At 61.0% G+C, this 23943-nt stretch carries 21 protein-coding genes and 2 pseudogenes; 17 read left to right on the forward strand and 6 right to left on the reverse strand.

Features of this window, described 5'->3' with window-relative positions; translation table 11 throughout:
• Positions 1 to 121 precede the first annotated feature (121 nt).
• From asnS to WBR25_RS13865, 4 genes are all read left to right on the forward strand, one after another.
• On the forward strand, positions 122 to 1522 hold the full coding sequence (asnS, locus tag WBR25_RS13850) for an asparagine--tRNA ligase (protein WP_110302855.1): 1401 nt from the start codon (positions 122 to 124) through the stop codon (positions 1520 to 1522).
• Between the two features lie 110 nt (positions 1523 to 1632).
• A complete protein-coding gene (locus WBR25_RS13855) occupies positions 1633 to 2388 on the forward strand; it encodes a substrate-binding periplasmic protein (RefSeq protein ID WP_110302854.1) in 756 nt (251 codons plus the stop codon).
• A 374-nt stretch (positions 2389 to 2762) separates the two neighbouring features.
• Entirely contained in the window at positions 2763 to 4106 is a 1344-nt protein-coding gene (locus tag WBR25_RS13860; RefSeq protein ID WP_005337916.1) for an anaerobic C4-dicarboxylate transporter, read from the forward strand.
• Positions 4107 to 4276: 170 nt separating this feature from the next.
• On the forward strand, positions 4277 to 4933 hold the full coding sequence (locus tag WBR25_RS13865; protein WP_110302852.1) for a Dph6-related ATP pyrophosphatase: 657 nt from the start codon (positions 4277 to 4279) through the stop codon (positions 4931 to 4933).
• 137 nt (positions 4934 to 5070) lie between these two features.
• Here WBR25_RS13865 and WBR25_RS13870 read toward each other — a convergent pair whose 3' ends face one another.
• Positions 5071 to 6210, reverse strand: coding sequence for a M20 family metallopeptidase (locus WBR25_RS13870; RefSeq protein WP_088869747.1), 1140 nt, complete (start codon positions 6208 to 6210; stop codon positions 5071 to 5073).
• Positions 6211 to 6344: 134 nt separating this feature from the next.
• The gene (dcuC, locus tag WBR25_RS13875; protein ID WP_005350454.1) at positions 6345 to 7721 is read right to left on the reverse strand and encodes a C4-dicarboxylate transporter DcuC; all 1377 of its coding nucleotides are present in this window, start codon (positions 7719 to 7721) and stop codon (positions 6345 to 6347) included.
• Positions 7722 to 8006: 285 nt separating this feature from the next.
• Here dcuC and WBR25_RS13880 point away from each other — a divergent pair, with 285 nt between their 5' ends.
• The 8 genes and pseudogenes from WBR25_RS13880 to WBR25_RS13915 all read left to right on the forward strand — a co-directional run bounded on the left by WBR25_RS13880 (position 8007) and on the right by WBR25_RS13915 (position 15361).
• Complete coding sequence (locus WBR25_RS13880; RefSeq protein WP_005337929.1) at positions 8007 to 8321, forward strand: hypothetical protein; 315 nt, start codon at positions 8007 to 8009, stop codon at positions 8319 to 8321.
• 318 nt (positions 8322 to 8639) lie between these two features.
• Positions 8640 to 8990: an ArsC family reductase gene (locus tag WBR25_RS13885; protein ID WP_005337930.1), complete on the forward strand. Its 351-nt coding sequence runs from the start codon at positions 8640 to 8642 to the stop codon at positions 8988 to 8990.
• Between the two features lie 19 nt (positions 8991 to 9009).
• Positions 9010 to 10137, forward strand: coding sequence for a succinyl-diaminopimelate desuccinylase (gene dapE / locus WBR25_RS13890; protein WP_110302850.1), 1128 nt, complete (start codon positions 9010 to 9012; stop codon positions 10135 to 10137).
• A complete protein-coding gene (locus tag WBR25_RS13895) occupies positions 10134 to 10823 on the forward strand; it encodes a M15 family metallopeptidase (protein ID WP_110302849.1) in 690 nt (229 codons plus the stop codon). Before dapE ends, WBR25_RS13895 begins: the two co-directional genes overlap by 4 nt.
• On the forward strand, positions 10820 to 10966 hold the full coding sequence (locus WBR25_RS13900; protein WP_005337933.1) for a hypothetical protein: 147 nt from the start codon (positions 10820 to 10822) through the stop codon (positions 10964 to 10966). Before WBR25_RS13895 ends, WBR25_RS13900 begins: the two co-directional genes overlap by 4 nt.
• Positions 10967 to 11245: 279 nt before the next feature.
• A complete protein-coding gene (locus WBR25_RS13905) occupies positions 11246 to 12973 on the forward strand; it encodes a potassium/proton antiporter (RefSeq protein WP_157162268.1) in 1728 nt (575 codons plus the stop codon).
• Positions 12974 to 13016: 43 nt separating this feature from the next.
• Positions 13017 to 14119, forward strand: a pseudogene (locus WBR25_RS13910) (beta-N-acetylglucosaminidase domain-containing protein).
• A 33-nt stretch (positions 14120 to 14152) separates the two neighbouring features.
• The gene (locus WBR25_RS13915) at positions 14153 to 15361 is read left to right on the forward strand and encodes a cation:proton antiporter (RefSeq protein ID WP_479748300.1); all 1209 of its coding nucleotides are present in this window, start codon (positions 14153 to 14155) and stop codon (positions 15359 to 15361) included.
• Between the two features lie 73 nt (positions 15362 to 15434).
• Here the strand turns inward: WBR25_RS13915 and WBR25_RS13920 are convergent.
• Positions 15435 to 16066: pseudogene (locus tag WBR25_RS13920) on the reverse strand (LysE family translocator).
• 232 nt (positions 16067 to 16298) lie between these two features.
• Here WBR25_RS13920 and WBR25_RS13925 point away from each other — a divergent pair.
• The 3 genes from WBR25_RS13925 (at position 16299) to WBR25_RS13935 (ending at position 18920) form a co-directional block, all read left to right on the forward strand.
• Complete coding sequence (locus WBR25_RS13925) at positions 16299 to 17921, forward strand: methyl-accepting chemotaxis protein (RefSeq protein ID WP_439965548.1); 1623 nt, start codon at positions 16299 to 16301, stop codon at positions 17919 to 17921.
• A gap of 175 nt (positions 17922 to 18096) precedes the next feature.
• Positions 18097 to 18627, forward strand: coding sequence for a DUF1523 family protein (locus WBR25_RS13930; protein ID WP_005350438.1), 531 nt, complete (start codon positions 18097 to 18099; stop codon positions 18625 to 18627).
• A complete protein-coding gene (locus WBR25_RS13935; protein WP_005337957.1) occupies positions 18624 to 18920 on the forward strand; it encodes a winged helix-turn-helix domain-containing protein in 297 nt (98 codons plus the stop codon). Before WBR25_RS13930 ends, WBR25_RS13935 begins: the two co-directional genes overlap by 4 nt.
• 186 nt (positions 18921 to 19106) lie before the next feature.
• Here WBR25_RS13935 and WBR25_RS13940 read toward each other — a convergent pair whose 3' ends face one another.
• Together WBR25_RS13940 and rihA are read right to left on the reverse strand one after the other, a co-directional pair.
• Positions 19107 to 19574, reverse strand: a complete 468-nt coding sequence (locus tag WBR25_RS13940; protein ID WP_479748303.1) for a hypothetical protein — start codon at positions 19572 to 19574, stop codon at positions 19107 to 19109.
• 33 nt (positions 19575 to 19607) lie between these two features.
• Positions 19608 to 20543, reverse strand: a complete 936-nt coding sequence (gene rihA / locus WBR25_RS13945) for a pyrimidine-specific ribonucleoside hydrolase RihA (protein WP_479748305.1) — start codon at positions 20541 to 20543, stop codon at positions 19608 to 19610.
• Positions 20544 to 20765: 222 nt separating this feature from the next.
• Here rihA and WBR25_RS13950 point away from each other — a divergent pair, with 222 nt between their 5' ends.
• Complete coding sequence (locus WBR25_RS13950) at positions 20766 to 21494, forward strand: RluA family pseudouridine synthase (protein ID WP_479748306.1); 729 nt, start codon at positions 20766 to 20768, stop codon at positions 21492 to 21494.
• 153 nt (positions 21495 to 21647) lie between these two features.
• Here the strand turns inward: WBR25_RS13950 and udp are convergent, their stop codons facing one another.
• Entirely contained in the window at positions 21648 to 22403 is a 756-nt protein-coding gene (udp, locus tag WBR25_RS13955) for a uridine phosphorylase (protein WP_005337975.1), read from the reverse strand.
• 382 nt (positions 22404 to 22785) lie between these two features.
• On the opposite strand from udp, the gene yiaY reads away from it, so the two are divergent.
• Complete coding sequence (gene yiaY, locus WBR25_RS13960) at positions 22786 to 23937, forward strand: L-threonine dehydrogenase (RefSeq protein WP_335876214.1); 1152 nt, start codon at positions 22786 to 22788, stop codon at positions 23935 to 23937.
• Positions 23938 to 23943 lie beyond the last annotated feature (6 nt).

Below are 23943 nucleotides of genomic sequence, written 5' to 3' on the forward strand. Positions count from 1 at the left end.
TTATCAAACCCGCGCGGGTAAGATTGACGGCTTAGTCTGCCATGGTGGGCCATCTGTGCCCGGGCCAGACTCCCTAGTGTTGCAAATAGCGCTGCAAGAACAAGCTGGAGACAATATTTCGATGACGCACGCATCCGTAGTAGATGTGCTGGCCGGTAAGTATCCGGTCGGCACCACCCAAACTGTCAAAGGGTGGATCCGGACTCGCCGTGATTCCAAGGCGGGGATCTCATTTTTGGCCATTTCCGATGGCTCCTGTTTCCATCCGGTACAGGCAGTTGTCCCCAATACCCTGGCCAATTACGAGAATGAAGTGCTGCGTCTGACCACTGCCTGCTCCGTGGAAGTGACCGGCGTGGTTGCCGCCTCTCAGGGCAGCGGCCAGGCTTTCGAACTGCAGGCGACCGAGGTGAAGGTAGTCGGCTGGGTCGAAGATCCGGACACCTACCCGATGGCCGCCAAGCGCCACAGCATCGAATACCTGCGTGAACAGGCCCACCTGCGCCCGCGCACCAACATCGTTGGCGCCGTGACCCGCGTTCGTCACTGCCTGGCGCAAGCCATCCACCGCTTCTTCCACGAAGAGGGTTTCCTCTGGGTTGCGACCCCGCTCATCACCGCCTCTGACACCGAAGGTGCCGGCGAGATGTTCCGCGTCTCCACTCTGGACATGGAAAACCTGCCGCGCACCGACGCCGGCAAGGTGGACTACAACGAAGATTTCTTCGGCAAAGAGGCTTTCCTGACCGTATCCGGCCAGCTGAACGCCGAAACCTATGCCTGCGCCCTCTCCAAGGTCTACACCTTCGGCCCTACCTTCCGCGCTGAAAACTCCAACACCAGCCGCCACCTGGCCGAGTTCTGGATGGTTGAGCCGGAAGTGGCCTTCAACGATCTGGAAGATAACGCCGTACTGGCCGAAGCCATGCTGAAGTATGTCTTCAACGCCGTACTGACCGAGCGTCGCGACGATCTGGAGTTCTTCGCCCAGCACGTGGACAAGGATGCTATCGGCCGTCTGGAGCGTTTCGTCTCCTCCGACTTCGCCCAGATCGACTACACCGACGCCATCGAAGTGCTGCAAAACTGCGGCAAGAAGTTCGAGTTCCCGGTCTCCTGGGGTATCGATCTCTCCTCCGAGCACGAGCGCTATCTGGCCGAGGAGCACTTCAAGTCTCCGGTGGTGGTGAAGAACTACCCGAAAGATATCAAAGCCTTCTACATGCGCCTCAACGACGACGGCAAGACCGTTGCCGCGATGGACGTACTGGCACCGGGCATCGGCGAGATCATCGGTGGTTCCCAGCGTGAAGAGCGTCTGGACGTGCTGGATGCCCGTCTGGCCGAGATGGGCCTGAACAAGGAAGATTACTGGTGGTATCGCGACCTGCGTCGCTACGGCACAGTGCCGCACTCCGGCTTCGGTCTGGGCTTCGAGCGTCTGGTTGTATACGTGACCGGCATGGGCAACGTCCGCGACGTGATCCCGTTCCCGCGTACTCCGCGTACCGCCGAGTTCTGATCAGCGGCATCTTGTCACTGCATTGCAAAAGCCGACCTGTGGGTCGGCTTTTTTATTGTCACCGTTATGGGTGATACTCAGGATCAACCGGCACAAGGAACTCGTCGCCTATGGGATATCGCCTGCTGCTCTCGCTACTGCTGTCCTGCATGCCTGTTCAACTGTGGGCCGAGCCCGTTCGTCTGACCACCCTGGAGTGGCCCCCCTACACCAGCCAGAGCCTGCCCGATGGCGGCCTCACCGGTCATATCGTCAAGCGCGCCTTTGCCGAGGCGGGACTGGAGGTGACATTCGACTTCTATCCGTGGCAGCGGGCGGTGCGGCTGGCGGCCGACCCGACCCAGCCTTATAGCGGCTATTTTCCCGAGTACCTCTCCGACACCCTGCCCACCCTGTGGCGCAGCTCCGCCAGCGTAGGCGACAGCGTGCTGGGCATGGCGCAGCGCTCAGGCCCCCCCATCCCCTGGCAGCAGCTCACGGATCTCGCCCCCTACCGGATCGGCGTGGTGGAGGGGTACGTCAACACCCGTGAATTCGATGCCCTGATGGCCAGCAAGCGCCTCAACACTGCCGCCGTCGATGCGGACCTGCTCAACCTGCGCAAATTGCAGCGCGACCGGCTCGATCTGGCGGTGATCGATCGGGATGTCTTTCACTGGCTCATCAACCATGATCGCAAGCTGAGCAGCGCCGGATTGCAATTTCACCCGAAGATCCTCGAACACAAGAGCCTGCACATCATGTTTCGCCCCGATCAGCAGGCGTTGCAGCAACGGGTGGCGCAGGCCATTGCCAGATTGGATATTGCCAAGCTGAGCGAGGATTATCAGCGCCGCTATCTGCAGCAAGGCCCTGCGGCCAAATGAGCCAACCCGCCAAAGTCAGCCCTTGCTGGCAAAAATAGCCTGAGCGCTGGCTTTTTCACCCTCTTCTGCCGCAATCGAGCCCTTTTTATGCCCCTCCCCTGCAGCCCTGCTGCCACTCTGTGCTGCCACCATGACCACCCGATGGCTTGGCCCCGAGTGATACCACTTGGTGACAAAAATGATGTTTTTGTTAGTACGTGGTTTTTAAGTGGTTTAATCAAAAATTCATCGAGTTATTGAAGTAACTCAATTTTTTCACTTTTTCAGGGGAGCAGAATAGCAACTAACCCTTTTGGGCTAAATAAAACAGACAATGACAATTCATGGTTCAGGCTACCCGCGGCAATATGGGTTGAATCACACGAGGTAACGGAATGATCTTGATGGAATTTTTAGTGGTACTCGGCTGCTTGCTGCTGGGTACCCGCTTTGGGGGCATGGGACTCGGTCTCATCAGTGGTATCGGTCTCTTCCTGCTGACCTTCGTCTTCGGCCTGGTGCCGGGCGAACCGCCTGTTCAGGTAATGCTGACCATTCTGGCGGTGATCGGCTGTGCCGCCACCCTGCAGACTGCCGGTGGCCTCAACCTGATGATGCAGGTGGCCGAGCGTCTGCTGCGCCGTCACCCGCAATACATCACTATCCTGGCGCCGCTCACCACCTGGACCCTCACCTTCCTGTGCGGTACCGGCCACGTGGTCTACACCATGTTCCCCATCATCGCTGACATCGCGCTGCAGAAGAACATCCGTCCCGAGCGCCCGATGGCTGTCGCCTCCGTTGCCTCCCAGATGGCCATCTGTGCCTCCCCGGTCTCCGTTGCCGTGGTCTCCATGGTCTCCATTCTGGCGGCAGGTCACGGTATCGGTCAGGCTTACGGCCTGCTCGACATCCTGATGATCGCCATCCCCTCCTCCCTGACCGGTGTCATCGTGGCGGCCCTGTGGAGCCTGCGTCGCGGCAAGGATCTGGACAAGGACGAAGAGTTCCAGGCCAAGATCAAAGACCCGGAGCAGCGTGCCTTTATCTACGGCGGTGGTGAAACTCTGCTCAACACCAAGTTCCCGAAAGAGGCCTACTGGTCTACCTGGATCTTCTTCGCCGCCATCGCTGCCGTGGTATTGCTCGGTGCCAACGAAGGTCTGCGTCCAGTGTTCACCATCAAGGACAAGACCGGCCCGCTCTCCATGAACCTGGTGATCCAGATGATGATGCTGATCGCCGGTGCCATCATCCTGATGCGCTGCAAGGTCAAGCCGGGCGAGATCGCCAACGGTGCCGTCTTCAAGGCGGGCATGGTCGCCATCTTCTCCGTATTCGGGGTGGCATGGATGAGTGAGACCTTCTTCCAGGCTCACATGCCCCTGCTCAAAGAGACCCTGGCCCATGTGGTACAGGCCCAACCCTGGACCTACGCCCTGGTGCTGTTCCTCATCTCCAAGCTGGTAAACAGCCAGGCCGCCGCCCTCACCGCCATCGCCCCCATGGGTCTGGCGCTGGGTGTGGAGCCGAAGCTGCTGATCGCTTTCCTGCCAGCGAGCTACGGCTACTTCGTGCTGCCGACCTACCCGAGCGATCTGGCCTGTATCGGTTTCGACCGCTCCGGCACCACCCGTATCGGCAAGTTCATCATCAACCACAGCTTCATCATTCCGGGGCTGATCGGGGTGGTGACCTCCTGCTCGCTGGGCTTTATCCTCACCAGCATCCTGCTCTAATCGCAGTCGCGTTTAACACATTGCCAGACAGGCCCCCGCTTCGGGGGCCTGCTTTTTTCCCGCTCTGTGACCCCAACCATTTCCCCGCCGCCATTTCCGGACACTATGCCTTTACCTCTGCCCCCGCCGCTGGGTAGCATGCCCCCTCGTTCACCACCGGAATCTCATCCATGTCTCGCGTCATCCTGCTCTGGAGCGGTGGCAAAGATGCCATGCTGGCCCTCTGTCATGCTCGCCAAGCGGGCCATCAGGTGATGGCACTGGCCACCTTTGCGCCGCCAGAGCCCCGATTTCTCGCTCACCCCTTGCCGCTGGTGCGCCGTCAGGCGGAAGCCCTCGGGCTGCCCCATCTGCTGGTCACCATAGAAGCGCCGTTCGATCTCGGTTATGAGCGGGCACTGGCGCGGCTCAAGGAGGAGTGGCAACTCGATGGAGTGGTGACCGGCGATATCGACAGCGTGGGCGGCGCGCCAAACTGGATCCGCGAACGCTGCCAGCCGCTGGGGCTCACCGTCCACACCCCGCTCTGGCAGCAATCTCGCCAAGCCTTGCTGGCGGATCTGCTGACACGCGGCATCGTCGCCCACCTCTCCTGCGTCGATACCCGGGTGCTGGCTCCCGAGTGGACTGGACGCACCCTCGGTGCCGCCACCCTCGCCGAGTTGCAACAACTGGCCGAGCGCGAAGGCTTCGATGCCAGCGGCGAGCAGGGGGAGTACCACACCATGGTGACCGACGGCCCGGGCTTTGCCGCCCCGCTGCGCCTTGATGGCTGGCTGGTGGCGCGGCAGGATCACCTGGCCTATCTGGCCGAACCGCAGGGGTAACGGCCGCAAGCCATCTGGCCCGCTCACTCAGCGCGCGAAAAATCGAGATAAAAAACGGGAGGCAACAGCCTCCCGTTTGGATTTGAGCGGACCAGTTTTGAGCGGGCCATGACGACCCGAACAAGGGATAAACCAGCTTATTTCGCCAGCTTGCCCAGCACCCGCTGCAGCAGGCGGATGCGCGGCTCGATGCTCTCCAGCAGCAGGAACTCCGCCTCCGAGTGAAAACCGCCCCCCATGGGGCCGAAGCCATCCAGCGACGGCACCCCCGCGGCGGCGGTGAAGTTGGCATCCGAGCCGCCACCGGCCTCCAGCCAGTTGAAGGGGATCCCCTCCTCCTTGGCTGCCGCCTCCACCAGTGCCATCAGCGCCTCGGTGTCGCCACTCGGGCGCATCGCCGGCTTGAAAGTCTGGCGATCCACCTCGACCCGACAACCCGCGAGGAAGGGGTTGTTGGCCATAAAGGTGAGCCGGTCGTGCACCGCAGCGGCCTCTTCGTTGCTCCAGAAGCGCAGATCGACGATCGCCTCGGCAAAGTCCGGTACCACGTTGACACCGGTGCCGCCCTGTACCACGCCGACGTTCATGGTGGTGCCCGTGGTCATGTTGACCTGCTCGTTGATGGCCAGTACCCAGTGCGCCAGCTCGGTGATGGCGGAGATTCCTTCGGTGAGGGCCGAACCGGCGTGGGACGCCTTGCCGTGGAAGGTGATGCGGTACTTGGCATTGCCCTTGCGGGCGCTGATGAGATCCCCGTTGGGACGCGCCGCCTCGGCCACCAGCACGCAGCCGCTTTGTTTGGCCTTCTCCACCAGCCAATCTTTCGACCAAGGGGAGCCAATCTCTTCGTCGCAGTTGTAGCAGACCAGCACCTTGAGCTTGGCAAGCAATGCCGGATCCATCTCTTTGAGGGCATACCAGATAGAGAGCAGGCCGCTCTTCATGTCCGACACACCGGGGCCAAAGGCTTGATTGCCTTCAATCTTGAGCGGGCGCTTGGCCGCCGTCCCCTCGGGGAAGACGGTATCCATGTGGCCGCACAGCATCACGTCGTAGTGATCGGCACCCGGCGCATTGGTGATCTCGAGGCAGGGGCCGCACTCGGCAGCAAACTGGTGGCGAGTCACCTGCCAGCCGATGGCCTCATATTTCTCGGTCATGATGTCGGCCACCTTCGCTACTCCGGCCGGGGTGCGAGTACCGCAATCGAGGTTGATGAGCGGGGCCAAATCGGCCAGATAGTTATCGAGGGAAAACGGGCTCTTTACAACTGTCATTATCTTCTCCATGCAACAATCAGCGTTGATGGCCGATCGTCTATTGCAACAATGCGACACAGTGAGAAAAAGGCGGGCAGCCATGCCACCCGCCCGACCGGTAAATTCCAAACACCACTACATAACCCACATCACTACATAAACAGCAGATAGTTGAGGGTCAGCGCCGTCACCAGCGCACCCGCCATCGGCACGCTGGTGCGCTTGACCACGGTAAAGGGCGATACCTTGGCAATCCCCGCACAGGCGATCAGCACAGCCGCGATGGGAGAGACGGTACGGCCGATACTGGAAGCGAGCTGCATCGGCAGCAGCATGGTCACTGCAGGTACGCCAAACTTGGCTGCCACCGCCGGTGCCAGGGTCGAGAAGCTGAGGAACGCCGCGTTGCCGGAGCCCATGATGACCGCCGCTACCATGATCAGCGCCACCATCACCAGCGTCATCAGACCGCTGCCGATACCGGCATTGCTGGCAGAGTGCAGCAGGGTATCGATGGCGCCGATGGCCTTGAGAGATTCGGCAAACAGCTCGGCGCAGACGATCAGCGCCACCACGGGGCCAAACACCTTGCCCATACCATCGAGGAAGCTCGACAGCCCCGCGAATGCGGTACGCACCGAGCGGCTACGCAGCAGCTCGCACAGCATGCCGATAAAGACCGACAGCAGCATGGCCACCTCCACGCTCATCTTGATGTCGCTCACCAGCAGCTTGGAGAAGGTCATCATCAGCACGAAGGGGATGATCGGCAGCAGGGCATACCAGGTGGGCGCCTGCACGCTCTCTGTGCCCTGCTCGTCCAGCTCGGCGTGATCGCCGCGATGGAGCGCCGGATCCCAGCCATCCTTGCGATCGCAGTGACGCTGCCAGAAGAAGTGCAGCACCATGGTCACCAGCAGCATGGGGGCCACCAGCCAGATCTGGTAGTCAACGAAATAGCTGGTCGGATCCATGCCGGATTGGCCGGCGGAGAAGATGGCGTTGGTCTGGGTCGGGCCAATTTCAAACGCCTGTGAGGTGGCGATGACACCACAGGCGGAGGCCGGGCTGATGCCGAGGTTGCGCATCACCGGATACATGGTGACCATCAACAGCAGGCCAAGGCCGGTAGCGGAGGTGACGAACAGGGAGACGAATACCGCCACCAGATAGCAGATGGAGAGCATCAGGTAGCTGGACTGGATGCCTGCCACCGGTTTGACCGCCACCCGCACCAGCGCCTGGGAGGCCCCGATATGGGACATATAGGTGGCAAAACCCGCCACCGCCATGATGGTGAGGCCGAGGCCCGCCGCGCGGTAGGAGAAGATCCCCTTGAACACTTCGAACAGGTCGAACAGGGCGAAACCGGTGCTCTTGTCAGCGGGGAGAATAGGGTGCAACCCCAACCAGTAGGCCACTGCAAAAATGGCCATGCCCGCCAGCGCCAGCACCGCCTGCGGGTTGTAATCCTTGATGATGCCGTAGACCACGGCGACCAGAACGAGCAAGACGAATAAAAGTTCCAATATTCACTCCTGATAAATTTATCGAAGAGCGAAATCTAGTGATCTGACCACTGTTTGCCTTTGATCCCTATCAATAAAGGTGCCGTCACCGTGATTCATTAGCATAATATGTCAGCTATGTAACAATTTTTAGTTATTTCAACTGCCAGAAAACCTTTATCACCCCATATCCGGGAATTGTGTGACGCGACTCCCCTCTTTTTTGCGTTGGATCAACATATGACGGCGCCGAACTGGCGAAGATGCGCTTCGACATATAGCGACCATTTCGCGCCGGAGAGAGTTATGACAAGCCAAGCCACCGCAGGTGCTTCGACCTGTGACTACAAGCTGTGGGACATCCTCGTCGAGTCTGCAAAGGAACGCACTACCATTCGTTACTCCAAACTGGCCAAGCAGGCCGGGCTGGAGCAGTGCCAGGATGAACTGCGCACCCTGCTGCAACGCATCCGCATGTACTGCACCGAAAACAACCTGCCGATCCTCTCCGCCATCGTGGTGGACGACGTGGGCAAATACACTGGCCTCTCTTCCAGCCTGCCTGATGCACCCTGGGAACGGGCCCGGGTCTTTGACCATGAGTGGACCACCCTGCACTGATTGAGGTGCTCGATGATGCCGACCAAAACGCGCCCGCTGGCGCGTTTTGGCTATCAGGCCTTTGCCCCCTTCTATTTTTCTCCTGCAATAGTCGATCTTCTCCCGCAATACCCAACCCCATCGGGCATACCCGCCGCACCGCTTCTGATCTTGATCTCAAAATCGCCGTTCAGGTGTGACCAGTTCCGGCAAAACCCGCGAGCCAGACCATCGGCGTTGCCATGGGATTGCCACAATGCCAGAATCGGGCACTTGCACTCTGTTGATTCGGATTTTCGGGCACGGCCACGGCTAGCGCCCACAAGAGAAGGACTCCCCATGGCCATCACCCTCTATGGCATCAAGAACTGCGACACCATCAAGAAAGCCCGCAAGTGGCTGGATGAGGCCGGTATCGACTACCGCTTTCACGACCACCGCGCCGACGGCCTGAACCCGGACGATCTCGACAGCTGGCTGGCAAAACTCGGCTGGGAAGCCCTGCTCAACAGCCGCGGCACCACCTTCCGCGCCCTGCCGGATGAGGCCAAACAGGGGCTCGACACCGCCAAGGCGCGCGCCCTGCTGCTGGAACATCCGGCCATGATCAAGCGCCCGCTGCTCGACCGTGACGGCGAACTGACCCTGGGTTTCAAGGCTGATCACTACCAATCCCTCTTTTCCCGTTAAGGACAACTAAGGACAACTGATGTCGGATGTCATCGCACTGGCCAAGAATCTGATCCGCCGCCCCTCCGTTACCCCCCTCGATGAAGGGTGCCAGACCCTGATGGCGGAGCGCCTCGCCAGGATCGGGTTCGTTATCGAACCCATGGTGTTTGAGGACACCACCAATCTCTGGGCCCGCCGTGGCAGCAAGGGGCCGCTGTTCTGCTTCGCCGGTCACACCGACGTGGTGCCCGCCGGGCCGCTGGATAAATGGCACACCCCGCCGTTCGAGCCGACCATCAAGGATGGCGTGCTCTACGGGCGCGGCGCCGCCGACATGAAGGGCTCGCTGGCTTCCATGGTGGTGGCGGTCGAGCGCTTCGTGGCCGAGCATCCGGATCACACCGGATCCATCGCCTTTCTCATCACCTCCGATGAGGAGGGGCCCTTTATCAATGGCACCACCCGGGTGATCGACACCCTTGAGGCCCGCAACGAGAAGATCCGCTGGTGCATCGTCGGTGAGCCCTCCTCCACCGCCGTGGTAGGCGATGTGGTGAAGAACGGCCGCCGCGGCTCCATCACCGGCGATTTGCTGGTGCGCGGAGTGCAGGGCCATGTCGCCTACCCCCATCTGGCGGACAACCCCATTCACAAAGCCGCGCCAGCGCTGGCGGAACTCGCCGCCACCGTGTGGGATGAGGGCAACGCCTACTTCCCCCCCACCAGCTTCCAGATCGCCAACATCTCGGCCGGCACCGGCGCCTCCAACGTCATTCCGGGCGAGCTGCAGGTACAGTTCAACTTCCGCTTCGGCACCGAACTGACCGACCTGGATATCCGCGAGCGGGTCGAAGCGCTGCTGGATAAACATGGCCTCGATTATCAGCTGAACTGGACCCTCTCCGGCCAGCCGTTCCTCACCGACACCGGCGCGCTGCTCGATGCGGCTGTGGCGGCCATCGAGGCAGTGAACGGCCAGCGACCGGCCCTGCTTACCACCGGCGGCACCTCGGACGGGCGCTTTATCGCCCCCACCGGCGCCGAGGTGATTGAGCTTGGCCCCGTCAACGCCACCATTCACAAGGTGAACGAGTGCGTGAAGGCGGACGATCTGGATCTGCTTGCGGACATGTACCAAGGGGTGCTCGAGAGATTGCTGGCATGACGCAGGAACAACTGCTGGGGCTCGACGAGAGCCACCTTATTCTGGTGGGACGCGGCCCCCATCGTCTGACTGCCGCCACCGCGGCGGCCTTCAACGACATGCAGGTTGCGGCCGCCTATGAGGGGTTCAACCTGCAGGCGGCCTCCAGCTGGCGCAGCTTCGAGCGCCAGCTCGCCATCTGGAATGGCAAGTGGCGCGGCGAACGGCCTCTGCTCGATGCCAACAGTCAGCCCATCGATGCCCTGCAACTAAGCGAGGTGGAGCGGCTGCACGCCATCCTGCGCTGGAGTGCCCTGCCCGGCACCAGCCGTCACCACTGGGGGACCGATCTCGACATCTACGACCCGGACTGTTTGCCTACCGATACCAAACTGGCGCTGGAGCCGTGGGAGTATGAAGCCGGGGGCTGGTTTGCGGATCTCAGCGAGTGGCTCAGCGATCATATGAGCGACTTCGGCTTCTTCCTCCCTTATGCCAAGCCGGTCGGGGCACAGAGCGGCGTTGCCTACGAGCCCTGGCATATCAGCTTTTCGCTGGAGTCCGACGAGCAGCGGCTCGATCCCGCAGCACTGGCGCTTTGCCTGCAACAGGCGGATATTGAAGGCAAGTCGACCATATTGGCCAACCTTGATGAAATTTTGGCCCGTTATGTCACCACCTGTCCTGACGAAAGGAAAATCCCATGAATCTCTGGCTGTGGATAGGGTTGCCGCTGCTGTTCCTGCTCGGGCTGTTTCTCAATGCCATCAAAGACATGAAACGGCTGGAGAAGCAGTTGCCCAACTACAAGGACAAGATCCGCGAAGTGAAGGATGACGAGGACGACTGAATCCCGCCCCATCCCGTGGGGAGCGCCCTTGTGCTCCCCTCTCCCTCTGCTGTGCCGTTTCGCTTTTCCCCGCCCTCTCCTCCCTGCGCATCCTTAAATCGACGCTCCTTTGACTCCGCTTTCGTTGACCCCGTCACTGTCAGAATATGGCGCGGCCATGCTGAAAAAAGGGATGAAAAATGTAAGAAAGTGCAAATTGATGCACAAATAAGCCACACAAGGGGGGCCTAACTGCATATAATGTGCCTACTTTGCACATTACCAGGAAGGAGTTCGCCCTTGGATGCCGCTACCATCAACAGTTTCTTCTTTGTCGCTGCCCTGTTGGTGGGAGCCAGCGTACTGTTGAGCGCCCTCTCTTCCCGCCTCGGTATTCCCATTCTGGTTATCTTCCTCGCCGTCGGCATGCTGGCCGGTGAGGATGGCCCAGGTGGCATCCACTTCGCTGACTACTCCATCGCCTATCTGGTGGGCAACCTGGCGCTTGCCATCATTCTGCTCGACGGCGGCATGCGCACCCGGGTCTCCTCGTTCCGGGTGGCGCTCTGGCCTGCCTTGTCGCTGGCGACGGTCGGGGTGGCTATCACCACCGGCCTGACGGGGCTCGCCGCTGCCTGGCTGTTTGACCTCAACCTGATGCAGGGGATGCTGATCGGCGCCATCGTCGGCTCCACCGATGCGGCGGCGGTCTTCTCCCTGCTTGGCGGGCGCAGCCTCAACGAGCGGGTGAGCGCGACGCTGGAGATAGAGTCGGGCAGCAACGATCCCATGGCAGTGTTTCTTACCGTCACCCTGATCGAGGTGCTGGCCAGCAGCCAGCAGGATCTCAACGCCGGTTTTCTGCTGCTGCAGCTCATCAAACAGTTCGGCCTTGGCGCCGGGATCGGCCTTGGCGGCGGCTGGCTGCTGTGGCGCCTTATCAACACCGCCCGCCTGGCGCCTGGGCTCTATCCGCTGCTCACCGTCAGCGGCGGTCTGCTCATCTTCGCCCTCACCACGGCGGTCGGTGGCAGCGGCATTCTCGCCATCTATCTCACCGGTCTGTTGCTCGGTAACCTCGCCCTGCGCAGCCGCAGCACTACCTTGTCGGTGCTGGACGGTCTGACCTGGCTCAGCCAGATCGGCATGTTTCTGGTGCTGGGGCTGCTCGCCTCGCCCCACAAGCTGCTGCCCATCGCTCTGCCCGCGCTGGCGCTGGCGATGTGGATGATCCTGTTTGCCCGCCCGGTGTCGGTCTGGATCGGGCTGCTGCCGTTCAAGAACTTCGCCCCCCGCGAGCGCTGGTTTATCTCCTGGGTTGGCCTGCGTGGCGCCGTGCCCATCATTCTGGCGGTGTTTCCCATGATGGCGGGGCTGCCCAACGCCCAGCTCTACTTCAATGTCGCCTTCTTTGTGGTGCTGGTTTCGCTGATTTTGCAGGGCAGCTCGCTGCCGCTGGCCTCAAAACTGGCACGGGTGGAGGTACCGGCCCCACCGTCGCCCATCAACCGCTCGGGGCTCGAGATCGATCTCGACAGCCAGTGGGAGACCTTCGTCTACCAGCTGGGGGAGGAGAAGTGGTGCATCGGCTCGCCGCTGCGGGATCTGCAGATGCCCACCGGCACCCGGATCTGCGCCCTGTTTCGAGGCCGCGAGCTGCTCCACCCCTCGGGTAGTACCTGTCTGCAGGCCGATGACATCCTCTGCGTGATCGGTCACGAACGCGACCTCCCCGCCCTCGGCCAGCTGTTCAGTCAGGCGCCGGAACAGGATCTCGGCCCCCGCTTCTTCGGTGACTTCCTGCTGGAAGCAGCCGCGCGGCTGGTGGATCTCGCCCCCCTCTACGGGCTGGATGTGAGCGAGGTGGCGGATCAGACACTGGGTGATTTTATTGCCAGCCAGTTGGGCGATAATCTGGTGGTCGGTGACAACATCGAATGGCAGGGCCTGATCTGGACCGTGGCCGAAATGGACGAGAGCGTGCCGGGCAAGATTGGGGTGCGCTTTCAGGAAGAGGACCCGGTCTGACCGACCGTCCCGTATCAAGTCCCCAGCAAGAAGGGAGAGTGTTATGCCATATCAAAGTTTGCTGTCCGGCCCCCTGCCCCCGCAGCCAATCTGGGGGTCATTGAAGGCTTTTTTGGCAAGGGATGGAGTTGGCAGGCCCGCGCCCGCTACGCCCAGTGGCTGCCACGCCACGGCTACGGCTTCTATATCTATGCCCCGAAAGAGGATGGCTATCTGCGCAAGCACTGGGCCCTCCCCTGGCCCGAGCAGCAGCTGGCGGATCTCGCCGAGCTGGCGCGCCAGTGCCGTGCCAACGGGCTCGCCTTCGGGGTGGGCTTGAGCCCCATGGGGGCGCACCACGACTACGAGCGCAAACGCCCGGCGCTGCTTGAGAAAGTGCGCCTCATCGACGAGATGCTCCAGCCCGACATTCTGGCGGTGCTGTTTGACGACATGAAGGGGGATACCCCGGATCTGGCCCGCCACCAGCTCACCATCGCCCACGACATCGCGGCTCACAGCAAGGCGGCCCGCCTCATCTTCTGCCCCAGCTACTACTCGACCGATCCGGTGCTGGAGAAGGTGTTTGGCGCCATGCCTCCCCGCTATCTGGAGGAGCTTGGCGAACAGCTCGACCGCCGCTTCGAGATCTTCTGGACCGGCCCCAAGGTCTGCTCCAGCGAATATCCAGCCAGCCACCTCAAGCAGGTGACCGAACTGCTCGGCCGCAAGCCCTTCCTGTGGGACAACTACCCGGTTAACGATGGCAGCAAGGCGAGCAGCTACCTGCACCTGCGCGCCTTCGAGAACCGCCCCGCCGAGCTGGCGGATCTGCTCGCCGGCCATGCGGTCAACCCGATGAAGCAGGCAGCGCTCTCCGCCCTGCCCCTCGCTACCCTGCCGATGAGCTACCGACTCGGCAAGCAGTACGACCCCGACAAGGCGCTGCATGCCGCCCTCAACGCCACCTGTGGCCCGCAGATCTCGGCGATGATCGAGGCCGACCTGCCGCTGTTTCAGGATCTGGGGCTGGCACAGCTCACCTCCGAGCAGATTGCCGCTCTCAAGGCGCGCTATCTGCCGTTTCGTGACCAATCCTGCGTCGACGAAATCGTGCGCTGGCTGGACGGGGAGTATGTGTTCGACCCCGACTGCCTGACCGACTAAACCGCCCCCTGCGGGGGGCAGAAAGGAGGTTGTATGGATGCACACCTGCTTTACCAGAATCTGGCGGTGATCGCCGCCTTCTTGCTGATCTACAGCCTGATTGCGGGGCGCTTCGAGTCAAAACTGGTCAACGGCCCCCTGCTCTTTCTGCTGACCGGCTGGTTGCTGGGGCCGGGCGGGCTTGAGCTGCTCTCCCTCTCTATCGACAGCGCCGGCATCAAGCTGCTGGCCGAGCTGACGCTGGTCATCGTGCTGTTCAACGATGCCGCCAACACCAACTGGCAGATATTGCTGGCCAACCGCCAGCTCCCCATCCGGCTGCTGCTGATTGGCCTGCCCCTCACCCTGCTCTGTGGTGCCCTGTTTGGCCACTGGATCTTCCCCGACCTGCCACTGCTGGAGATGGCTATCCTCTCCACCATTCTTGCGCCCACCGATGCGGCGCTCGGCAAGGCGGTGGTAAGCAACCCCGCGGTGCCGGCACCGGTGCGTGAAGGGCTCAATCAGGAGAGCGGCCTCAACGACGGCATCTGCGTACCGGTGCTGCTTCTGCTGCTGGCCCTTATCGCCCCCACCGAGCAGCACGCAGGCACCGCCACTCTGGCTATCACCCTGATGCTGGAGGAGATCGGTATTGGCCTGCTGGTCGCCTTTGTACTGACCAGCCTCACCATCCGGCTGCTGAAGATCTCCTATCTCAATGGCTGGCAACTGCCACTCTGGCGTCAGCTCACCATGCCAGGCCTAGCCCTGCTCTGCTTTGCGCTGGCACAGACTCTCGGGGGGAGCGGCTTTATCGCCGCCTTTGTCGGCGGCCTCTTTATCGGCCACCGCCTCGGCGAGCACAAGCACGCCTATATGGACAGCTGCGAAGGCTACGGCGACCTGCTCTCCGTGGTGATCTGGATGGTGTTTGGCGCGACCCTGATGCCCATTTTGCCGGAGTTGCTGCACTGGCAATACTGGCTCTATGCCATTGCCAGCCTCACCCTGCTGCGGATGGTGCCGGTTTGGCTGAGCCTCATCGGCACCGGCCTCAAGCCGGAGCTCAAGCTCTTTATCGGCTGGTTCGGGCCGCGGGGCCTTGCCAGTATCGTCTTTGCGGTGATGGTGCTGCAAAACGAGCCTGCCCTGATTGGCCAGCGCCCTATCATCGCCACCGTGCTCTGCACCATCATATTGAGCGTCATCCTGCACGGCCTCTCCGCCAACCCCTGGGTCGAGCGTTTCAAGCCTCGCTGAGCCACCCTGCGCCCATAAAAAATGCCACCGACCGGTGGCATTTTTCTTTTGTGGCGAGAGTCACTGACAGCTCTTACCCAAGCGCCAGCCAGACCCCCACTCCCAGCATCAGGGTACCGGCGATGCGGTTCATCAGGGTGACATTGCCGCTCTTGGCGAGGAAGTGGCGCAGAGTGCGGCCACCGCTTGCGTAGAGCAGCAGGCAGGAGAACTCGATGACCAGGATCAGCGCCACCAGCGCGCTGATCTGCGGCGCCATCGGCTTGTCGGCAGAGATAAAGGGGGGCAGCAGAGAGATCATGAAGGCCCACCCTTTGGGGTTGGCGATAGCGGTGACAAAGCCCTGCAGCGCCAGCCCCATGGCGCTGGTCTGCTGACCGGCCGAGAGATCCGCCGGAATGGCCATCTTCCCTTTAGCCTGCCACATCTGGATGCCAAGCCACACCAGATAGGCGCCCCCACATATTTGAAGGCGGCGAAGATCCCCGGGTAGTTGAGCATGATGGCAGCCACCCCGATCACCGACAGCACCGAGACCAGCCCGACCCCGATCAGCTCCCCCCACATCATGTGCAGGGTACGGCGCACCCCCAGGCTCATCCCCAGGGTCATCGACAGGGTCATGCACATGCCGGGGGTCACCGAGACAAAGAAAAAGGTCGGGATAAACAGAGCCAGAATGGCCGGATCGATCCAGCTGGACACAACACACCTCCATATGACGAGAGCGGGAAATCACGAAAACGGGACAGAATTGACACAACCCAGCCAGTTGTACCACATATTCAGGGGATAAAGCGCTCAATCATGCCTAAATGGCTCCTTTCTCACAAGAAAAAACCTTTTCTTCAGCACATTTCAGCAATAAAAGCCTGTGACAGCTCCTGACGTGCATGTGTAAGATGTCGGCTCCTCCAATTCCGGATTAGAGCCATTTATGTCATTGAATAATCTATCAATACGCGTCCAGGTCTTGATACCTTTGCTGCTGGCCAGCCTGCTGATGATGGTGATGATCGCCATCAGCAAACAGGGTCTGGATGAAGCCATCAATGACATAGATGAGACGACCCAGAGCGTGGTCCAGCACAAGGACGATATTGCCAAACTGATCCACGCCACCTACCGGCTGCGCACCAGCGCCATCTATGGCCTCTACGATGCCAAGCTGTTTGCCGCACTGCCCGCAAACCTCAACAGCGCCGAGCAGGAGATCAACGCCATCCTCGGCCGTCTGGTGCTCCCCGGTGCCGAGCAGGATAACCGTCAGGTCGCTGCCGCCCTGCAGGCCTACCTCAGCCATACCCGCAGCAACATGCTGCCGCTGCTGGCGCAAAAACATCAGGGTGGCGGCGATCCGGTCGCCTACGAGGCGGCCCGCCTCCATTTCCGCGAGCTGGGTGAACAGCTGATCAAACAGATCGACAGCATGTCGGCCCACATCAACCAGCTGATCCAGCAAGAGCTGGCCGAAGAGCAGGCCCACTACGACGCCACCCTGCTGCGTACCCTGCTGCTCACCGCCGGTACCCTGCTGGCGGCGCTGATCTGTGGCTGGGTCCTCTCCGGGCGCATCGTCAGCCCCATCAGTCAGCTACAAGAGGTGATGCACGCCGTGGCGCAAGGGCGCTTCAACGTGCGCGCCAAAGCGGAGGGCAACAACGAGCTGACCCGTCTGGCCAAAGATATCAACCTCACCCTTACCCAGCTCGGCAACACCATCGAGAACCTGACCGGGATCAGCAACAGCGTCGCCTCCGCCGCCACCGAGCTGGCCGCCGTGATGACCCAGTCGGAGGCCAATGCAAAGCAGCAGCACAGCGAGATCGAACAGGTCGCCTCCGCCGTGACCGAACTCTCCAGCACCGCTGACAACGTCAACCACAACGCAGCCATCGCCGATGAGCTGGCGCGGGATGCCAATGGCCGGGTCGAACAGGGGCTCGCCCTCTTTACCGAAAGCATCGCCGCCAACAGCCGGATGGCGGGCAGTCTGGAAGATGCCGCCGCCATCGTGGCCCAGCTCAAATCCCAGTCCGAGCAGATCGGCAAGGTAATTGAAGTGATCCAGGGGATCTCCGAGCAGACCAACCTGCTGGCGCTCAATGCCGCCATCGAAGCGGCCCGTGCCGGTGAAACGGGTCGTGGTTTTGCGGTGGTGGCCGACGAAGTGAGAATGCTGGCGGCCCGTACCCAGGACTCCACCAAGGAGATCCAGGCCATCATCGAGCGGCTGCAGAGCCAGTCCCAATCCGCCAACAACGGCGTACAGGAAACGCTGGAGATCCTCAGCCATAACCAGCGCTTGTCGGCTCAGGTGCAGGATCTGCTAAGCGGCATTACCGGTGCCGTACGCCAGATCAACGACGCCAACGCCCAGGTCGCCACCGCCGCCGAGGAGCAGTCCTGCGTCACTGCCGACATCAACCGCAACATCACCAATATTCACGAGATCGTGAGCCAGAGCTCCGCCGGCATCAGCCAGAGCGCCAGTGCCAGCAACGAACTCTCCCAGCTCGCCGAGCAGCAACGCAAACAGCTGGCTCAATTCCAGCTGTAAGCGCACAAAGTGAACCAGACAAAAAGGCCCGCAAGGGCCTTTCTTGTTGATGGAGCAATGGCTTTGTCTCTGTTTTAAACGCCATTTTTTGGCTTGTGGCGCCATAAGGGGCTGGGCTGCCCTGTCAAATATCGGTATGGTAGAGGCACGTTACTCCCCCTCACGTGAGCACACCATGAGCCTGAGATTCAAGAAACCCGCTTTTATCGCCCTGGGGCTCATCGCCCTCATTTCCGCCGCCTGGCTCGACTACTACCTGCCGGAGCACACCATCGCTACCATCACTGGGGTCGAGGTGAAGCGCACCGACAAGGATGGCCCCATCAGCCAGAAAAACCCGGCTGACGGCCCCACCACCGACGTCTATTACATCTACACCGAACGCCCCGGCGAGAAGATCCGGGTGTTTCGCAATGAAGATACCGAGTGGGGCTGGCCCTTCTACTTCAAATTCAACGCCGCCGACGTCCAGGCCAAGGCCAAGTCGATGGAGTTCGAGAAACGCCTGGCCATCATTACCTCCTACGGCTGGCGCGTGAACATGTTCTCCATGTTCCCCAACGTCACCAAGATCGAGAGTACCGAGCCTGACGCCTCCACCTGGAGCTTCTTCCGCTGGTTCTGGTTCGGCCTCTGGGCACTGGTGATGGGCAAAGCCGCCATTGCGACCTGGCGCTACTTCGATCGTCTTGAGGACGAGCTATGAGCGAGCCGAGCAAGACCCGCACCAGCTTCTACCGGCGCCTCTACGTGGCCTGGCTGATCAGCCAGGGCACGGATACGGTGCCTGCCATCATGGAGGCGACCGGCATGCCGCGCCGCACCGCGCAGGATACCCTGACGGCGCTGGCCGAGCTCGACATCAGCTGCGCCTTCGAGCAGACCGAGGGGGCTCGCCACCTGCAGGGACACTACCGCATCAGCGACTGGGGCCCCATCAACCCTGCGTGGATCAAGGCTCAACTGCCGCTTATCAAAGAGACGTTGAGCTATCCCTGAAATGATGTCGAGTCAGGCCTGCGACTGGGGAACCTATTGCAATCCGGCATGGATCAAGGCCCAGCTGCCGCTTATCAAGGAGACGCTGAGCTATCCCTGATCAGGGCGCTAAGCAACAATAAAAAAGAGGGGCCAGCCGACAAGGCTGGCCCCTCTTTTTTCAGGCCGATGGCGTGACAGGTGGCTCTACTCGGGCATGGCCGAATCCTCAAGCTCCCCGTCAGACTCGCCGCGAGTGCAGTCGATGATGGAGCGCTTGGGGTTGTTGGGATCGCGCAGCAGCAGAGGGGCTGAGCCCTCGTCATGCTTCTGCTCGTCGCCAAACTCGCTGCCGTAGGCGTTGTGGGTCAACCGGCGGGCATTGGCGATGGGGGTATCGACAAAGAGAGCATGCACTTCGAAGCTGGAAGCGGGCACGATAAAACCGACCACCGGCAGGCCGTGCAGCTCCTCGTGCACCTTGTACCAGGCAAAGCCGTCGCTCACCTTGTAGGGGGTGTAGTTGGCCAGTTGTAGATGGGCGGGCCTGCCCGTCTCATCCACATAGAGATCGGTAAATTCACAGGTCGCCAGCCCCTGCCACATCCGCTCGAATGGCGTCGCACAGCCTGTCAGTTGCAACCCGGCCAGCAGCACCAAGCCTCTCTTCCACATTCCCCGCCCCTTCTTGCAAAAATGAACCGGCGCTCAGTCAAACGCCCGCAGCCGCGTCACCAGCAGATCGATAAAGCCCGGACGATCCAGCCCCAACAATACCAGCGCATTGGCTGACTTGCCGGTCAGACCATAACGATCCACCACCGTCATCCCCACGGTATGCTCACCCCGGGTCTCGATATCGACCCGGCACTCGACCCCGTGGAACAGCTCGGGAGCCAGCAACCAGGCAATGGTACAGGGGTCGTGGAGCGGTGCACCAGCAAATCCCCACTTGGGATCCCGATGGTAGATCATGAAAAAGTCGAGCAGCCCGGCCACGCACTGGGCCACCGGATTGGTGATGGCGCGCACCCGTTCGATATCCTCGTCCATCACCTGCGCCTCATGGGTCACATCGAGGCCGCACATGGTGATGGGGATACCCGACTTAAAGACCATATCGGCCGCTTCCGGGTCCACATAAATATTGAATTCCGCCGCCGGCGTCCAGTTGCCAGCCCCAGCGGCGCCCCCCATCAATACGATGCGGGCAATCTTGGGTTTGAGCTCGGGATGAGCCGCCAGCAGCAGGGCGATATTGGTCAGCGGCCCAGTCGGCACCAGAGTCACGGGCTGCGGGCTCTCGCGCAAGCACTTGGCCATCAATTCAAGCCCAGTCATGGCCTGCGGCGCAAAGGCAGGATCAGGCAGTTTGGGGCCATCGAGCCCAGATTCGCCATGGACGTTGTCGGCGATAATCAGCTCGCGGGCCAGCGGTTTCGGTGCCCCGACCGCCACCGGAATATCGTCCCGCCCCAGCAAGGTGAGGATGCGCAGGGCATTGTTGAGGGTCTTGTCCGGCGTCTGATTGCCCGCGCTGGTGGTGACCGCCAGCACCTTAAGTTCAGGGCTGGCCAGCGCCAGAATGAGGGCGATGGCGTCGTCGTGGCCGGGATCACAATCGAGAATAACGGGCAGTGCCATGGGATGAGTCCTTACAACATAACAGGGAGCCATACCTTAACAAGCAAGCCTCGGATGAACTCGGGAAGGGGTCACAAAACGGGGCCTTGTTGCTGACCTGGGCGGTTTGCACGCCACGCCACCTCGCTCAACACAGCTCATTATCAATAGGTTGCATGGCGTCATGCCGTTCATTTTCCGAGGCAGCGCACCGCCCATTCGCCCGGCCGCGCCGGTTCGGGTATGATCGTCCCCCGTTTCCAGCCCGTGTGCCCTATGTCCGTTATCGTCGACACCTTTATCGCCCCGCCCTGCAGTGCAGCCATCGAGATCCTGTTCGAGGATGAGCACCTGCTGCTCATCAACAAGCCGAGCGGCCTGCTGAGTCTGTCGGGCAAAAATCCGCAGAACCTCGACTCGGTTCACTATCGACTGGTGCAGGATTTCCCCGGCTGCACCCTGGTGCATCGCCTAGATTTTGGCACCTCAGGCATCATGGTGGTGGCCAGAAACAAGGCCATCAATGCCCTGCTCTGCCAGCAGTTCAGTCAGCGGGCGGTGAGCAAGGCCTACAGCGCCCTGCTCTGCGGTCATCTGATTGACGACGAAGGAGTTATCGACGCCCCTATCGCCAAGGATCCGTCGATTTTCCCGCAGATGAAGATCTGCGCCGTCAGTGGCAAACCCGCCCGCTCCCGCCATCAGGTGATTGAGCGGCTGGCGCAGCAGATGCAGGGGCAGACCGTGCCTTTGACCCGGGTACGACTGGTGCCGGAGACCGGCCGCACCCATCAACTGCGCATCCACAGCCAGCTGCTGGGCCACCCCATCCTAGGTTGCGATCTCTATGGTGGCCTGCTTCCCCCCGGCTGCGAACAGGCGCCGCGGCTGATGCTGCACGCCAGCGAGCTGAATTTTACTCATCCGATGAGCGGCGAGCCGATGCAAGTGCGCTGTCCAGCGCCTTTTTAGGGGCAATAGGTAGAGGCAGCCAGCAGAGACAACCAGCGCAAGTGCGGCGGGATCAGTGAAAGGGGTGACGGGAGAGGAAAAGCGGTAAACGGCGGATAAAGATAGGGGCCGCGCTTTCGCAACGGCCCCCACCCCCCACTCTTTGTAGTGCTATCAGATCAGCTTGCGGGCAGCGCCCAGTACGATCTTGATGGCATCAGATTCGGTCTTCGCCATGGTCTCGGCGTTCGGGATCTCTTGCTGGGTACGGTTGACGATAACGCCAGCCACCATACCGGCACGCAGGCCCTGGCTGGAGCACATGGTCAGCAGGGTTGCAGATTCCATCTCATAGTTCAGCACGCCCATGGCTTGCCACTCTTTCATGGAACCCTGGAAACGGCTCACTACGCGGCCGGATACGGTGTCGTAACGCTCCTGACCCGGGTAGAAGGTGTCGGAGGAGGCAGTCACACCGATGTGCAGCTTGGAGCCCATCTCTTTGGCGGTGTTAACCAGCGCAGTGGTGCAGTCGAAGTCGGCAACAGCCGGGAACTCCATCGGTGCAAAATGCAGGCTGGCACCGTCGAGGCGCACGGAACCGGTGGTCACGATCACGTCACCCACGTTCAGGTGCGGCTGGATGGCGCCGGTGGTGCCGATACGCAGGAAGGTGCGGATACCCAGCTGGGCAAGCTCTTCTACCGCGATGGAGGTGGACGGGCCACCAATACCGGTAGAGCAGATGATCACGGCCTTGCCGTCCATCTCGCCGCGCCAGGTAGTGAATTCACGATGGCTGGCCAGGTGCACCGGGTTATCCAACAGCTCTGCGATACGCTTCACGCGCTCGGGGTCACCGGGGACGATCGCCAGGGTGGCGCCTTGCAGATCCGCTTTCTTCAAACCCAAGTGAAATACATCAGACATATTGGACTCCTGGTTGCCCCCTGCCAGCATGGTCAGGGCACAAGTTAAGATGATTCTTTATGATACTTTCAAGCCTTTACCCCCCTCTTCGGGGAGGCGCCAACTATGGTCGAAAGCGCTTTCCAATTCCTTGAAGCGCCTCACACTTCCACGCATTGACAGTGACAAACATTGCGCAAAACGTTTGCTAACTCAATGAAATAATTGACAAACGTTTTTCTACAAATCAAGTCAGATGCGGGAAAGTCAAGCCTGGTTCAGCGCTTAATTAACGACTCGTGATCGACCCCGTAAAGTTGTAAACAAGATGCTTTTGTATCCCTTTCTAGATGGTAGCCTAGCACTCAACTACCACTTAATGGCTAACTATAGGAAGTCCATCATGGCTACATTCAAATTCTATATTCCCGCTATCAACCTGATGGGTGCCGGCTGTCTGCAAGAGGCCGCCGCCGATATCAAGGGTTACGGCTATCGCAAGGCGCTGATCGTCACCGACAAAATCCTCAACCAGATCGGCGTGGTCGCCAAGCTCACCACCCTGCTGGCTGAACATGGCATTGAAAGCGTTGTTTTCGATGAGACCAAACCCAACCCCACTACCAGCAACGTCGAAGCGGGTCTGACCATGATCAAGACCAACGGCTGCGACTGCGTCATCTCGCTGGGTGGCGGCTCGCCTCACGACTGCGCCAAGGGCATTGCGCTGGTGGCCGCCAACGGTGGCAGCATCAAGGATTACGAAGGGGTGGATCGCTCCGCCAAGCCGCAACTGCCGCTTATCGCCATCAACACCACCGCCGGTACCGCCTCCGAGATGACCCGCTTCTGCATCATCACCGACGAAGCGCGCCACGTGAAAATGGCCATCATCGACAAGCACGTTACCCCACTGATGTCGGTCAACGACCCCGAGCTGATGCTGGCCAAGCCAGCGGGTCTCACCGCCGCCACCGGTATGGATGCCCTGACCCACGCCATCGAGGCCTATGTCTCCACCATCGCCACCCCGGTGACCGATGCCAGCGCCGTGATGGCCATCGAGCTGATTGCCAAGCACCTGCGCACCGCCGTTCACCACGGCGATGACCTGCATGCCCGCGAGCAGATGGCCTACGCCCAGTTCCTGGCCGGTATGGCCTTCAACAACGCAAGCCTCGGCTACGTGCACGCCATGGCCCACCAGCTGGGCGGTTTCTATGACCTGCCCCACGGCGTCTGCAACGCCGTGCTGCTGCCCCACGTTCAGGCGTTCAACGCCCAGGTGAGCGCGGCTCGTCTGAAGGATGTGGCCCGCTACATGGGGGTAGACGTGAGTGCCATGAGCGACGAGCAGGGCGCCGCCGCTGCCATTGCTGCCATCAAGCAGCTGGCGCTGGATGTGAAGATCCCGGCCGGTCTGGAGCAACTCGGCGTCAAAGCCGATGACTTCGATACCCTGGCCAGCAACGCCCTGAAAGATGCCTGCGGCTTCACCAACCCGAAACAGGCGAGCCACGAAGAGATCGTTGCCATTTTCCGCGCGGCGATGTGACCCTGT

The organism is Aeromonas sp. MTB (assembly GCF_056632455.1).

Excerpts from the sequence above, each read along its gene's own strand:
- asnS (WP_110302855.1), top strand. The coding sequence starts at position 122 with ATGACGCACGCATCCGTAGTAGATGTGCTGGCCGGTAAGTATCCGGTC.
- WBR25_RS13855 (WP_110302854.1), top strand. The coding sequence starts at position 1,633 with ATGGGATATCGCCTGCTGCTCTCGCTACTGCTGTCCTGCATGCCTGTT.
- WBR25_RS13860 (WP_005337916.1), top strand. The coding sequence starts at position 2,763 with ATGATCTTGATGGAATTTTTAGTGGTACTCGGCTGCTTGCTGCTGGGT.
- WBR25_RS13865 (WP_110302852.1), top strand. The coding sequence starts at position 4,277 with ATGTCTCGCGTCATCCTGCTCTGGAGCGGTGGCAAAGATGCCATGCTG.
- WBR25_RS13870 (WP_088869747.1), bottom strand. The coding sequence starts at position 6,210 with ATGACAGTTGTAAAGAGCCCGTTTTCCCTCGATAACTATCTGGCCGAT.
- WBR25_RS13880 (WP_005337929.1), top strand. The coding sequence starts at position 8,007 with ATGACAAGCCAAGCCACCGCAGGTGCTTCGACCTGTGACTACAAGCTG.
- WBR25_RS13885 (WP_005337930.1), top strand. The coding sequence starts at position 8,640 with ATGGCCATCACCCTCTATGGCATCAAGAACTGCGACACCATCAAGAAA.
- dapE (WP_110302850.1), top strand. The coding sequence starts at position 9,010 with ATGTCGGATGTCATCGCACTGGCCAAGAATCTGATCCGCCGCCCCTCC.
- WBR25_RS13895 (WP_110302849.1), top strand. The coding sequence starts at position 10,134 with ATGACGCAGGAACAACTGCTGGGGCTCGACGAGAGCCACCTTATTCTG.
- WBR25_RS13900 (WP_005337933.1), top strand. The coding sequence starts at position 10,820 with ATGAATCTCTGGCTGTGGATAGGGTTGCCGCTGCTGTTCCTGCTCGGG.
- WBR25_RS13915 (WP_479748300.1), top strand. The coding sequence starts at position 14,153 with ATGGATGCACACCTGCTTTACCAGAATCTGGCGGTGATCGCCGCCTTC.
- WBR25_RS13925 (WP_439965548.1), top strand. The coding sequence starts at position 16,299 with ATGTCATTGAATAATCTATCAATACGCGTCCAGGTCTTGATACCTTTG.
- WBR25_RS13930 (WP_005350438.1), top strand. The coding sequence starts at position 18,097 with ATGAGCCTGAGATTCAAGAAACCCGCTTTTATCGCCCTGGGGCTCATC.
- WBR25_RS13935 (WP_005337957.1), top strand. The coding sequence starts at position 18,624 with ATGAGCGAGCCGAGCAAGACCCGCACCAGCTTCTACCGGCGCCTCTAC.
- WBR25_RS13940 (WP_479748303.1), bottom strand. The coding sequence starts at position 19,574 with ATGTGGAAGAGAGGCTTGGTGCTGCTGGCCGGGTTGCAACTGACAGGC.
- rihA (WP_479748305.1), bottom strand. The coding sequence starts at position 20,543 with ATGGCACTGCCCGTTATTCTCGATTGTGATCCCGGCCACGACGACGCC.
- WBR25_RS13950 (WP_479748306.1), top strand. The coding sequence starts at position 20,766 with ATGATCGTCCCCCGTTTCCAGCCCGTGTGCCCTATGTCCGTTATCGTC.
- udp (WP_005337975.1), bottom strand. The coding sequence starts at position 22,403 with ATGTCTGATGTATTTCACTTGGGTTTGAAGAAAGCGGATCTGCAAGGC.
- yiaY (WP_335876214.1), top strand. The coding sequence starts at position 22,786 with ATGGCTACATTCAAATTCTATATTCCCGCTATCAACCTGATGGGTGCC.